9 protein-coding genes are annotated in these 13,487 nt (G+C 57.7%); 1 reads left to right on the plus strand and 8 read right to left on the minus strand.

Annotation, left to right across the window (positions count from 1 at the left end):
- Positions 1-63: 63 nt before the first annotated feature.
- The 3 genes from F8562_RS21135 to glpE are packed head-to-tail and all read right to left on the minus strand — an operon-like array spanning position 64 to position 2,061.
- Positions 64-822 (minus strand): DeoR/GlpR family transcriptional regulator, encoded by a 759-nt coding sequence (locus F8562_RS21135; protein ID WP_004106478.1) that lies wholly within the window; start codon positions 820-822, stop codon positions 64-66.
- A gap of 19 nt (positions 823-841) precedes the next feature.
- Positions 842-1,672: a rhomboid family intramembrane serine protease GlpG gene (glpG, locus tag F8562_RS21140; RefSeq protein WP_014227070.1), complete on the minus strand. Its 831-nt coding sequence runs from the start codon at positions 1,670-1,672 to the stop codon at positions 842-844.
- A 59-nt stretch (positions 1,673-1,731) separates the two neighbouring features.
- Positions 1,732-2,061 carry a thiosulfate sulfurtransferase GlpE gene (glpE, locus tag F8562_RS21145; RefSeq protein ID WP_004126086.1) on the minus strand — a complete coding sequence of 110 codons (330 nt, stop codon included), beginning with the start codon at positions 2,059-2,061 and terminating at the stop codon, positions 1,732-1,734.
- A gap of 212 nt (positions 2,062-2,273) precedes the next feature.
- On the opposite strand from glpE, the gene glpD reads away from it, so the two are divergent.
- Entirely contained in the window at positions 2,274-3,782 is a 1,509-nt protein-coding gene (glpD, locus tag F8562_RS21150) for a glycerol-3-phosphate dehydrogenase (RefSeq protein ID WP_014839695.1), read from the plus strand.
- 51 nt (positions 3,783-3,833) lie between these two features.
- Here glpD and glgP read toward each other — a convergent pair whose 3' ends face one another.
- The 5 genes from glgP to glgB form a co-directional block, all read right to left on the minus strand.
- Complete coding sequence (glgP, locus tag F8562_RS21155) at positions 3,834-6,281, minus strand: glycogen phosphorylase (protein ID WP_014227071.1); 2,448 nt, start codon at positions 6,279-6,281, stop codon at positions 3,834-3,836.
- A 15-nt stretch (positions 6,282-6,296) separates the two neighbouring features.
- Positions 6,297-7,730, minus strand: a complete 1,434-nt coding sequence (gene glgA / locus F8562_RS21160; protein ID WP_004854984.1) for a glycogen synthase GlgA — start codon at positions 7,728-7,730, stop codon at positions 6,297-6,299.
- Positions 7,730-9,025 carry a glucose-1-phosphate adenylyltransferase gene (glgC, locus tag F8562_RS21165; protein ID WP_004106488.1) on the minus strand — a complete coding sequence of 432 codons (1,296 nt, stop codon included), beginning with the start codon at positions 9,023-9,025 and terminating at the stop codon, positions 7,730-7,732. Before glgC ends, glgA begins: the two co-directional genes overlap by 1 nt.
- Before the next feature lie 80 nt (positions 9,026-9,105).
- Entirely contained in the window at positions 9,106-11,082 is a 1,977-nt protein-coding gene (gene glgX, locus F8562_RS21170; protein ID WP_014839696.1) for a glycogen debranching protein GlgX, read from the minus strand.
- A complete protein-coding gene (gene glgB / locus F8562_RS21175) occupies positions 11,079-13,265 on the minus strand; it encodes a 1,4-alpha-glucan branching enzyme (protein ID WP_014227074.1) in 2,187 nt (728 codons plus the stop codon). The genes glgX and glgB overlap by 4 nt, the downstream gene beginning before the upstream one ends.
- Between the last annotated feature and the right edge of the window lie 222 nt (positions 13,266-13,487).

Raw genomic sequence — 13,487 nt, forward strand, 5'->3', positions numbered from 1 at the left:
ACGCCATCAATCGCGCGCGTCAGGCGGAGCAACGCTCTGGCATGACCCGGAAATGCTAAAGGTTCAGCACAGTTCCAGCTGAAGGTTGTTATCGGTAATCACCTTCAGTACGCCGGCGGGCGGCATCACATCGGTATAGACCGCATCAACCATGCTGATGCTGCCCATGTTGACCATCGCATTACGGCCAAATTTAGAATGGTCAACGACCAGCATCACGTGGCGGGAGTTTTCAATAATCGCCCGTTTGGTGCGCACTTCGTGGTAGTCAAACTCCAGCAGCGAGCCATCGCTGTCGATACCGCTGATGCCGAGAATGCCGAAATCAAGGCGAAACTGGGAGATAAAGTCCAGGGTGGCCTCACCGATAATACCGCCATCCCGGCTGCGCAGCTCGCCGCCGGCCAGGATAATGCGGAAGTCCTCTTTCACCATCAGCGTATTGGCGACGTTGAGGTTATTGGTGACGATGCGCAGATCGTTATGGTTAAGCAGCGCGTGGGCCACCGCTTCCGGCGTGGTACCGATATCGATAAACAGCGTCGCGCCATCGGGGATTTCGCTCGCCACCTTGCGGGCGATGCGCTCTTTTTCCTGGGTCTGGGTCGATTTTCTGTCGTGCCAGGACGTATTCACCGAGCTGGACGGTAGCGCAGCGCCGCCGTGATGACGCAGAATCATTTTCTGATCGGCTAAATCATTCAGATCGCGGCGAATGGTCTGCGGGCTGACGGCAAACTGCTCGACAAGCTCTTCGGTACTGACGTATCCCTGTTTTTTTACCAGCTCGATAATCGCGTCATGACGTTGTGTTTGTTTCATGAAATATCCCTGGGAATCTCTACGTTCGTTTTCGCACATTCTGCGTATCAACAAACGCCATCGCCAGCCCGGTCACCAGACCGGCCACGTGCGCACCGTTCGCAATCGACATGCCGAAAACATCAAACCATCCAGCAATTAACCATACTAAAGAGAAGAGTATCAAGCCGCGCTGTAAATAAACGCCGCTCTGCGGATCGCGCTCGCCTCGTAGCCAGACATAGCCCATTAGCGCATAGACTACGCCGGAGAGTCCGCCAAACCACGGGCCGCTGAACTGATGCTGCACAAAGCCGCTCAGCAAAGCGGCGATCACCGTAATCACCACCAGCTTGCCGCTGCCGATGCGCTTTTCTACCGCTCCGCCGAGGTACCACCACCATAGCAGGTTGAACAGAATATGCATCAGCGAGAAGTGCATAAGCGCATGGCTAAAGTAGCGCCAGACTTCAAATTTCAGCGAAGGATCGTAGGGCCAGGCCAGCAGCAGCATGACCGGTTGATCGCCAATGACCGTTTGCAGGACAAAGACGGCGATGCAGGCGAAGAGCACGCCCCAGGTCACCGGCCCGGCGTTATGGCGAAGCGTCGCTAAAAAGGGAAAGCGCTGGTAGTGCAGCCCGCTATTGGTGTGCCCCGACTGCCAGCTGGCGGCGAGGTAACGCGGATCGGCGGGATTTTCCAGAAAGCGGGCCAGTTCGGCCTGTACGCGTCCGGCCTGGGACTCATCAGCCAGCCAGATATCGCTCTGCGTATGCTGCTGAATAGTCAGAATAATGCCCTGCGTCGCCATATAGTCGACAAACGCCTGGGCCACGCGCGGGTTGGCAAAAGAGGTAATCATTAACATGCAGCGGATCGCTTATTCCACACAAAGGGAGATATTATAGCCACAACCGGCGCTAACGCCTAAAGTGCGCCATGCGCGACTTCCGCCGGAAAATGCCGGTGCCAGGCATCAAACCCGCCGTCCACGCTGTAAACCTTGTCGTAACCCTGCTGCAGCAGATACTGCGCGGCGCCTTTGCTGCTATTGCCGTGATAGCACATCACCATGACCGCCGTATCAAAGTCGTTGTCGCGCATAAACGCGCCCAGCGTATCGTTGGTCAGATGGAATGCGCCCGGCGTGTGGCCCATCGCATAGCTTTGCGGGTCGCGAATATCGACCAGCACCGCCGTCTGCTGGTGCATTTTCTGGTGGGCTTCTTCTACGTTAATACATTCAAAGCGATCCATAAGCTCTCTTCTTTATATACGGATATACAGGCAGGCGGCGAAACGCCCTGGATTTTAGCGTCTAGTGTACAGCCTGGCGCTAAATAAACGCCAATATGTTACACGCATCACTCTGAAATGTTTTTTTGATGTTACCAATAGCGCGATTGTTTGCTATATTGAGCGATATCGAACATTTGTGAGCTTAAACGAAAGTGTAAGAGGTGGCGAGCGTGGAAACCAAAGATCTGATTGTGATAGGGGGAGGCATCAACGGTGCCGGTATCGCGGCAGACGCCGCAGGGCGTGGTTTATCCGTACTGATGCTGGAGGCAAGCGACCTTGCCTGCGCCACATCCAGCGCCAGCTCAAAGCTGATTCACGGCGGGCTGCGCTACCTTGAACACTATGAGTTCCGCCTGGTGAGCGAAGCGCTGGCCGAACGCGAAGTGTTGTTAAAAATGGCCCCGCATATCGCCTTCCCGATGCGCTTTCGTTTACCGCATCGCCCGCACCTGCGTCCGGCGTGGATGATCCGCATTGGCCTGTTTATGTACGATCATCTGGGCAAGCGCACCAGCTTACCCGGCTCAACCGGGTTGCGTTTTGGCACAGAATCGGTACTTAAACCTGAAATCGTGCGCGGTTTCGAATATTCCGACTGCTGGGTTGACGATGCGCGTCTGGTGCTGGCCAATGCCCAGATGGTTGTGCGTAAAGGCGGGGAAGTGCGCACGCGGACCCGCGCCATCTCGGCAAAACGTGAAAACGGTTTGTGGATTGTCGAAGCCGAAGATATTGATAGCGGCGAGAAGTTTACCTGGCAGGCGCGCGGTCTGGTTAACGCCACCGGCCCGTGGGTCAAACAGTTCTTCGACGAAGGGATGCATCTGCGCTCGCCGTACGGTATTCGCTTGATCAAGGGCAGCCATATCGTGGTGCCGCGCGTGCACACGCAGAAACAGGCCTACATCCTGCAAAATGAAGATAAACGCATTGTGTTTGTGATCCCGTGGATGGATGAATTTTCCATCATCGGCACCACCGACGTGGAGTATAAAGGCGATCCGAAAGCGGTAGCGATCGACGACAACGAAGTGAACTACCTGCTGAACGTCTATAACGCCCACTTTAAAAAGCCTCTCACGCGGGACGATATCGTCTGGACCTACTCCGGCGTGCGCCCGCTGTGCGACGATGAATCCGACTCGCCGCAGGCGATCACCCGCGATTACACTCTTGATATCCATGATGATAACGGGCAGGCGCCGCTGCTGTCGGTCTTTGGCGGCAAGCTGACCACCTATCGCAAGCTGGCCGAGCACGCGCTGGAGAAACTGACGCCTTACTACAAAGGCATCGGCCCGGCATGGACCAAAACCGCGGTGCTGCCCGGCGGCGATATCAGCAGCGACCGTGACGACTACGCGGCGAAACTGCGCCGCCGCTTTTCGTTTATCAGCGAATCGATGGCCCGCCATTACGCCCGCACCTACGGCAGCAACAGCGAGCTAATCCTTGATAAGGCGACCTCACTGGACGATCTGGGTGAGCATTTCGGCCATGAGTTTTTTGAAGCCGAACTGCGCTATCTGGTTGAGCACGAATGGGTTCGTTCGCTGGATGACGCGATCTGGCGTCGCACTAAACAAGGTATGTGGCTGAATGACGAGCAGCAGGCGCGCATCAGCGAGTGGCTGGCGCAGCACGCGGGAAAGTCTGAGCTGTCGCTGGCGTCGTAACACCGCAAACAGTAACGGGGCCTGCGGGCCCCGTTTTTTATGGCTAATCCGTTACAACCTTACCGGATCGATATGCCAGATATGGTCGGCATACTCTTTAATAGTGCGGTCAGAAGAGAAGTAGCCCATATTGGCGATATTCAGCATCGCTTTATTGGCCCACTCCTCCGGATGACGGTACAGCTCATCCACCTTATCCTGACAATCCACGTAGCTACGGTAATCCGCCAGAACCTGATAGTGGTCGCCGAAGTTAATCAGCGAATCCAGCAGGTCACGGTAACGTCCCGGCTCCGATGGGCTGAACAGGCCGGTGCCGATCTGCGTCAGCGCCTGGTGCAGCTCTTCATCCTGCTCATAGTAATCACGCGGTTTGTAGCCGTTAGCCCGCAGGGCTTCAACCTCTTCCGCCGTATTACCGAAGATAAAGAAATTATCCGCCCCGACGTGTTCCTGCATCTCAACGTTAGCCCCGTCCAGGGTACCGATGGTTAACGCGCCGTTAAGCGCGAACTTCATGTTGCTGGTACCGGACGCCTCCGTCCCCGCCAGCGAGATCTGCTCGGAGAGATCCGCTGCCGGAATGATCAGCTGCGCGAGGCTTACGCTGTAGTTAGGAATGAACACCACTTTCAGCTTATCGCCAACGTCCGGATCGTTATTCACCACCGCCGCGACGTCATTGATTAAATGAATAATATGCTTCGCCATGTAGTAAGCCGAAGCCGCCTTGCCGGCGAAGATATTCACGCGCGGTACCCACTCGGCGTCGGGATCGGCCTTAATGCGATTGTAGCGGGTGATCACATGCAGCACGTTCATTAGCTGACGTTTGTACTCGTGAATACGCTTGATCTGCACATCGAACAGGGCTTTCGGGTTGACCACCACGTTAAGCTGCTGGCCGATGTAGTTCGCCAGCCGCTGCTTGTTTTCCAGCTTGGCCTGGCGCACCGCCTGGTTAACCTTCGGATAGTCAATATGCTGCTCCAGCTCCTTCAGCTGGCTTAAATCCGTACGCCAGGTGTGGCCGATATTTTCATCCAGCACTTTCGACAGCGGCGGATTCGCCAGCGCCAGCCAGCGGCGCGGAGTGACGCCGTTCGTGACGTTGGTAAAGCGCATCGGGAAGATTTTGGCAAATTCGGCAAACAGCGACTCGACCATCAGCCGGGAGTGCAGCTCCGACACGCCGTTGACCTTGTGGCTTACCACCACCGCCAGCCACGCCATGCGTACGCGACGCCCGTTAGACTCGTCGATAATCGACGTACGGCCCAGCATCGCCGTATCGTTGGGATACTGCTCCTGCAGGGTCTTCAGGAAGTAGTCGTTAATCTCGAAAATAATCTGCAAATGACGCGGCAGGATTTTACCCAGCATATCGACGGGCCAGGTCTCCAGCGCTTCGCTCATCAGGGTATGGTTGGTATAGGAGAAGACCTGGCAGGTCACCTCGAACGCCTCATCCCAGCTAAACTTATGCTCGTCAATCAGCAGGCGCATCAGCTCCGGAATCGACAGCACCGGGTGCGTATCGTTGAGGTGAATCGCGATTTTGTCCGCCAGATTGGCGTAGGTTTTATGCAGCTGGTAGTGACGGCTGAGGATATCCTGTACCGTCGCCGACACGAGGAAATACTCCTGGCGCAGGCGCAGCTCGCGCCCGGAATAGGTGGAGTCATCCGGATAGAGCACCCGCGACACGTTCTCAGAGTGGTTTTTATCTTCCACCGCCGCGAAGTAGTCGCCCTGGTTGAATTTACCGAGGTTGATCTCGCTGCTGGCCTGCGCGCTCCACAGACGCAGCGTGTTGGTGGCATCGGTGTCGAAACCCGGGATGATCTGATCGTAGGCTTCGGCAATAATCTCTTCGGTCTCCACCCAGCGGGAATGTTTACCTTCCTGCTGAATGCGGCCGCCGAAGCGCACTTTGTAGCGCGTATTGTGGCGCTCGAACTCCCACGGGTTGCCGTACTCCAGCCAGTAGTCCGGGGACTCTTTCTGCCGCCCGTCGACGATATTCTGCTTAAACATCCCGTAGTCGTAGCGAATACCGTAGCCGCGGCCCGGCAAACCCAGCGCCGCCAGCGAGTCGAGGAAGCAGGCAGCCAGACGACCAAGACCGCCGTTGCCCAGGCCCGGGTCGTTCTCTTCGTCAATCAGCTCTTCAAGATTCAGCCCCATCTCTTCCAGCGCGCTGTTCACGTCCTCATAAATACCGAGCGATAGCAGCGCGTTGGACAAGGTGCGGCCAATCAAAAACTCCATCGACAGATAGTAAACCTGGCGCACTTCCTGAGAGAGCTGCGCCCGGTTTGAACGCAGCCAGCGCTCAACCATGCGATCGCGAACGGCGAACAGCGTGGCGTTGAGCCATTCATGTTTGTTAGCGATAGCCGGATCTTTGCCGATGATAAACATCAGCTTATAAGCAATAGAGTGCTTTAACGCCTCAACGCTCAGGGTGGGTGATGAGTAGCTAAAAGGTACATTCATAGCTTTGGCTCCTGGTTACAGCAAGCGTTGATAAAGTTCGCGGTAAGAATTTGCGGCAACCTGCCAGCTAAAATCCATATTCATCGCCTGACGCTGGACGTAGCGCCAGAGCGACGGGCGCGACCACAGGACGAATGTGCGTCGAATAGCCCGCAGCAGCGACAAAGCGTTGCTATCTTCAAAAACAAAGCCGGTAGCCAGACCGTCGGCGAGGTTCTCCAGCGAGCAATCGGACACGGTGTCCGCCAGTCCGCCGGTACGCCGCACCAGCGGTAGCGTGCCGTACTTCAGGCCGTACAGCTGGGTTAAGCCGCACGGTTCAAAACGGCTGGGCACCAGAATCACATCGGCGCCGCCCATAATGCGGTGCGAGAAGGCTTCATGGTAGCCAATCTGTACGCCGACCTTGCCCGGATGCTCGGCCGCGGCGGCCAGGAAGCCCTCCTGCAGCACCGGGTCGCCCGCCCCCAGCAGCGCCAGCTGACCGCCCTGCTCCAGCAGGCCCGGCAGCGCCTCAAGCACCAGGTCCAGCCCCTTCTGGCTGGTCAAACGGCTGACAACGGCAAACAGCGGCGCTTTGTCATCCACCTTCAGCCCCATGGCGATTTGCAGCTGGCGTTTGTTTTCCGCTTTCTCTTCCAGCCGATCGCGATCGTAGCGCGCGGCCAGCAGCAGGTCGCTTTCCGGATTCCAGATATGGTCATCCACCCCGTTGAGGATCCCGGAAAGGCGGCCCTCATGCTGCCGCTGACGCAGCAGCCCTTCCATGCCGTAAGCGAACTGCGGCTCGGTGATTTCGCGCGCATAGGTCGGGCTGACCGCCGTAATATGGTCGGCGTAGTAGAGCCCCGCCTTCAGAAAGGAGATCTGGCCGTTAAATTCAAGGCCATGAACGTTGTAGAACGACCACGGCAGCTCAATGTCGTTCATATGCCACGAGTAGAACATCCCCTGGTAGGCCAGGTTATGCACCGTAAAGACCGACTTAGCCGGGTGGCCGCGCGCCGCCAGATAAGCCGGCGTCAGGCCCGCATGCCAGTCGTGGGCGTGAACAACGTCAGGGCGCCAGAAAGGATCCAGGCCGCAGGCCATCTCGCTACCGACCCATCCCAGCAGCGCAAAGCGCAGCACGTTGTCGGTATAGGCGTGCTGATTGGTATCGTGGTAAGGGCTCCCTGGGCGATCGTAGAGATGCGGGGCATCAATCAAATAGATGCCCACGCCGTTAAAGTGACCGAACAGCAAAGTGATGCGCCCGGCAAACGTCTCCCGGCGCGTCACCACCTGCGCATCCGTCACGCCGCGGCGGATATCAGGAAATGCGGGCAGCAGTACGCGCGTGTCGACGCCCCCGGCAATTTGCGCTGCAGGCAGCGCGCCGATCACATCCGCCAGTCCACCGGTTTTTAACAGCGGGAACATCTCTGAACATACATGTAATACCTGCATTAGCGCTCCTGTGGATACCCCAATTTCCGCAGCATGTCGCGGGTGACCAGCACGATACCTTCCTCCGAGCGGTAGAAACGGCGTGCATCCTCTTCCGCGTTCTCCCCAACAACCATACCTTCCGGGATCACGCAGGCGCGGTCAATAATGCAGCGACGCAGGCGGCACGAACGGCCAACCCAAACCTCTGGCAACAAGACTGCCGAATCAATATTACAGAATGAATTCACCCGCACGCGCGGGAACAGCACCGACTGCACAACCACCGAACCGGAGATAATACAGCCGCCTGAAACCAGCGAGTTCAGGGTCATCCCGTGGCTGCCCGAGCGGTCCTGGACGAATTTTGCCGGAGGCAAAGGCTCCATATGGGTGCGAATCGGCCAGTTCTGATCGTACATGTCCAGTTCCGGGGTCACCGAAGCCAGATCGAGGTTGGCTTTCCAGTACGCTTCCAGGGTCCCGACATCACGCCAGTAGGGCTCAGACTGCGGATCGGACTGCACGCAGGAAAGCGGGAAAGGATGTGCATAAGCCATGCCAGCTTTGGTGATTTTCGGAATGATGTCTTTACCAAAATCGTGGCTGGAGCTTTCATCGCTGTCGTCTTCTTCCAGAAGCTCATAAAGGTAATCCGCGTCAAAGACATAGATACCCATACTCGCCAGCGATTTGCTGGCATCGCCCGGCATCGCAGGCGGATTAGCCGGTTTTTCGACGAAATCGATAATCTTATCGCTCTCGTCCACCGCCATGACCCCGAACGCCCGTGCTTCTTCAATAGGCACCGGCATACAGGCCACGGTGCAACGCGCGCCTTTTTCGACGTGATCGATAAGCATGCGCGAGTAGTCTTGTTTGTAAATATGGTCGCCCGCGAGGATAACGACGTACTCCGCCTTGTAACGACGAATGATGTCGAGGTTCTGCGTCACCGCATCCGCCGTGCCGCGATACCAGTTTTCCCCCTGCATCCTTTGCTGGGCGGGCAGCAGGTCAACAAACTCGTTCATCTCTTCATTGAAGAACGACCAACCGCGCTGGATATGCTGCACCAGCGTATGCGATTGATACTGGGTGATGACGCCGATGCGTCGAATGCCTGAGTTAATACAGTTAGATAACGCAAAATCGATAATGCGGAACTTGCCGCCGAAATGGACAGCAGGTTTCGCGCGTTTATTGGTCAGATCCTTCAGACGGGTACCACGTCCCCCGGCAAGGATCAGCGCAACGGATTTGATCGGCAACTGACGCGCCAGCATCAATGGATCGTTCTTTTCTACCCCAACCATAATTAACTCCTTTTTTACTCCCCAGCTTGCCTGCCCTTCTCGTCGCGCCGCCGCTTCGAGACCAACCGGAAGCCCCGAGGTTACGACCTTTGAAATACGCACACTCCGTGCGCGGGCCCATGCCAGACAGCTATAGTGACCGGATTATCCTCTCCCGCGAAAGGTGGAATGGCGCGCCATTCCCCCGCGGGTAAAACCATCTCTGCCACCTCGGCGGTGGCGTTGAGCGCTATCAGCCAGCGATCGGACAATATGATCTGCATACGCGGCGCACCGTGCTGCCATTCATCGGCGGACAGCGGCTGCGCATGTTGGTTTAACCAGCGAACGCTGCCGTCTCCCTCCTGCCACCAGCGATTCTCGGTTAAAGCCGGAACGCGCTGGCGCAGATGAATCAACGCGGCGGTGAACGCGGTCAGCCCGCGGTTAGTATGGTTCCAGTCCAGCCAGGTCAACGCATTGTCCTGACAGTAAGCATTGTTGTTGCCATGCTGGCTGTGACCGTGTTCGTCACCCGCCAGCAGCATCGGCGTTCCCTGCGCCAGCAGTAGCGTCGCCAGAAGAGCGTGAACGCTGGCACGGCGCCGTTCAATCACGGCAAGACTCCCTTCTAATCCTTCTATACCATGATTGTTGCTGTAGTTATTGTTAGTCCCATCGCGATTCTCCTCCCCGTTTGCCTCATTATGTTTCTGATTGAAACAAACGCAGTCGCGCAGGGTGAAACCATCGTGCGCGGTGACCAGGTTAACCGCCGTCGAAGGCGCTCTGCCGTTACGCTGAAAAACGTCGCTGGATGCGGCAAAACGCTGAGCGAAGTCGCCCAGCGAGACGTTCTGCTGCAGCCAGAATCGACGCGCGGTATCGCGGAAATGGTCGTTCCACTCGGCGAACAGCGGCGGAAAGTTACCCACCTGGTAGCCGCCCGGGCCGATATCCCAGGGTTCCGCGATCAGCTTGACCTCAGCCAGACGCGGGTCGTTACGGATGGCCTCAAACAGCGGCGCATCCTGACGAAACGCCGGCGTCCGCCCCATCACCGAGGCGAGGTCGAAACGAAAGCCGTCGACGTGGCACTCGTCAACCCAAAAGCGCAGGCACTGGCGGGCATACTCCACCACGCCGGGGTGGCTGAGGTTGAGGGTGTTCCCGCAGCCGGTCCAGTTGTGGTAATCGCCGTCTTCCCTGATCCAATAATAGCTACGGTTATCGATTCCGCGCAGGGAGAAGGTCGGCCCTTCCAGGTCTATCTCCGCGCTATGGTTCAGCACCACGTCAAGGATCACTTCGATGCCCGCCGCATGTAGCGCTTTTACCGCATCGCGAAACTCGTTTAACGCCTGCTCCGGCGCGCTGGCGTAGCGCGTGTCGAGGGCGAAAATCGCCAGCGGGTTGTAGCCCCAATAGTTGCTTAACCCCATCCGCTGAAGGCGCGGTTCGCTGGCGAACTGCGCCACCGGCATTAACTCTAGTGCAGTAATGCCCAGCATGCGGAAGTAATCGATCATCACCGGATGACCAAGCGCTTTATAGGTGCCGCGGATATTCTCCGGCAGATCGGGGTGCAGATACGTCAGCCCCTTGACGTGGGCTTCATAAATCACCGTCTGGCCCCACGGCGTGCGCGGCGGCTTATCGCCGCGCCAGTCGTAATGCAGGTCGATCACCCGCGACTTCGGCGCTATCGCCGCGCTGTCGCGACGATCGGGAACGCGATCGCCGCCGTGGAGACGTTCATCGTCAGGCAACCCGCCGTCTACCTGATGGCAGCAGGGGTCAAGCAGCAGCTTCGCCGAGTTGAAGCGGTGCCCTTGCGCTGGGTCCCAGGGCCCGTGGACGCGGTAGCCGTAGCGCAGGCCAGGACCGACATCGGCGAGCCAGCCGTGCCAGATATCGCCGCTGCGCGCGGGCAGGTCGACGCGTCGCTCATTGCCCTGCTCGTCAAACACGCAGAGTTCCACCCGCTCCGCATGGGCGGAAAAGAGCGCGAAATTCACGCCCTTACCGTCGTAGCTGGCCCCTAAAGGCGCGGGCTTTCCTGCCGTGAGTGCGATCATTGCGCCTCCCGCACCAGCCACACCGTCGCCAGCGGCGGCAGCGTAATGGAGAGGGAGTGTTCACGACCGTGGCTGGCGATCGGGTCGCTCTCAACGACGCCGCCGTTGCCGGTGTTGCTGCCGTGGTAATGCATGGAGTCGGTGTTGAGCTCTTCACGCCAGCGGCCGGGCTGGTTGATGCCAAAGCGATACTCATGACGCGGGACCGGGGTGAAGTTGCTGGCGACGATAATTTCATTGCCCGCCCTGTCGCGACGAACAAAGATAAATACCGAACGCTCATGGTCGTCCACCACCAGCCATTCGAAGCCGTAGGGATCGAAATCCAGCTCGTGCAGCGCTTTATGGTGACGATAGGTATGGTTGAGGTCGCGCACCAGCCGCTGGACGCCGTGGTGCCAGTTATCGCCGCCTTCCAGCAGATGCCAGTCGAGGCTTGCGTCGTGGTTCCATTCGCGCCCCTGAGCAAACTCATTGCCCATAAACAGCAGCTTTTTACCCGGGAAGGCAAACAGCCAGCCGTAGTAGGCGCGCAGGTTAGCGAACTTCTGCCAGGCGTCGCCCGGCATGCGGTCGAGTATCGATTTTTTGCCGTGCACCACTTCATCATGAGAGAGCGGCAGGACAAAGTTTTCGGTGTAGTTGTAGAGCATACCGAAGGTCATCTTGTCGTGATGATGACGGCGATGCACCGGGTCCAGCTTCATGTAGTCGAGGGTGTCGTGCATCCAGCCGAGGTTCCACTTGAACCAGAAACCCAGCCCGCCGGTGGAGGAAGGACGGGAAACGCCGGGAAAATCGGTCGACTCTTCCGCCATGGTTACCGCGCCCGGCGTCTGTTCGCCCAGCACGCGGTTGGTATTGCGCAGAAACTCAATCGCTTCAAGGTTTTCCCGACCGCCGAATTCGTTCGGCACCCACTCGCCCTGCTTGCGGCTGTAATCGCGATAAATCATCGACGCCACCGCATCAACCCGCAGCGCGTCAATGCCGAAGCGTTCGATCCAGTACAGCGCATTGCCGACCAGGTAATTGCTGACCTCGCGGCGGCCGTAGTTGTAAATCAGGGTGTTCCAGTCCTGATGGTAGCCTTCGCGCGGGTCGCTGTGTTCATACAGCGAGGTGCCGTCAAACGAGGCGAGCGCAAAATCATCCGCCGGAAAATGGCCAGGCACCCAATCCAGAATAACGTTAAGCCCCGCGGCGTGCGCGGCGTTGATAAAGTAGCGGAAATCCTCCCGGGTACCGAAGCGACGGGTGGGCGCGTACAGCCCGGTCGGCTGATAGCCCCAGCTGCCGTCAAACGGATGCTCGTTAACCGGCAGCAGTTCGAGGTGGGTAAAGCCCATCCATTTGGCATACGGGACCAGCTGGTCGGCAAGCTCGCGATAGCTCAGCCAGAAGTTATTATCGGTGTGGCGGCGCCAGGAGCCGAGATGTACTTCATAAATCGAGATCGGCGCATCAAACTGGTTAGCCTGCTTGCGCTCCGGCGGCTGTGCGACCTTTTCCGGCAGCCCGCAGATGAGCGAGGCGCTCTCCGGGCGCATTTGCGCTTCAAAAGCGTAAGGGTCGGACTTCACCCGCAGGTTGCCGTGGGCATCGATAAGCTCGAATTTATACAGCTGGCCGTTCAGCGCGCCGGGAACAAACAGCTCCCAGATGCCGGACTCTTTACGCAGGCGCATCGGGTGGCGGCGGCCGTCCCAGTAGTTAAACTGGCCGACGACCGATACCCGGCGGGCATTCGGCGCCCATACGGAGAAACGCGTACCGACCACGCCGTCCATGGTATCGGCATGCGCGCCCAGCGTTTCATAAGGACGCAGATGCGTGCCTTCCGACAGCAGCCAGACATCAAGATCCTGCAGCAGCGGACCAAAACGGTACGGGTCATCAATCAGGTTCTGCTGCCCGTGCCAGGTGACGGCCAGCTGATAGCGAAAAGGATTTTTACGACGCGGCAGAACGCCGCTGAAGAAACCGCGCGAGTCGAGGCATTCCAGCTTGCCGACTTTGCGTCCGGTTTTTGGTTCAATGACCCACACATCGGTGGCATCGGGTAATAATGCACGAACTTCCAGCCCGGCGTCGGTGTAATGCATGCCAAGCACGGAAAAAGGATCCGCAAAATGGCCGGCGATAAGCGCATTAATCACGTCCTTATCAATACGATTAGACATGGTTTCATCCTGTTGTAGGTGTCGCCCTTTCCTGTATCCGGCGACTTTTTTTTGACCTGAACGGCGCAGCACGTTATGCGTCCCCCTGCTCCGTCCCACCTTCAGGTAAGGAGACATCGCGACTCCTTACTTAAAGCATAGCCAAGGCTGAGTTACCTCCGTTGGGAAAAATCTAACATTCGCGTTTACTCCTTGTATTACGCAAAAAAAAGGGGTGTTTCA

This window comes from Klebsiella sp. RCJ4 (assembly GCF_009025755.1).
Classification (GTDB): domain Bacteria; phylum Pseudomonadota; class Gammaproteobacteria; order Enterobacterales; family Enterobacteriaceae; genus Klebsiella; species Klebsiella michiganensis.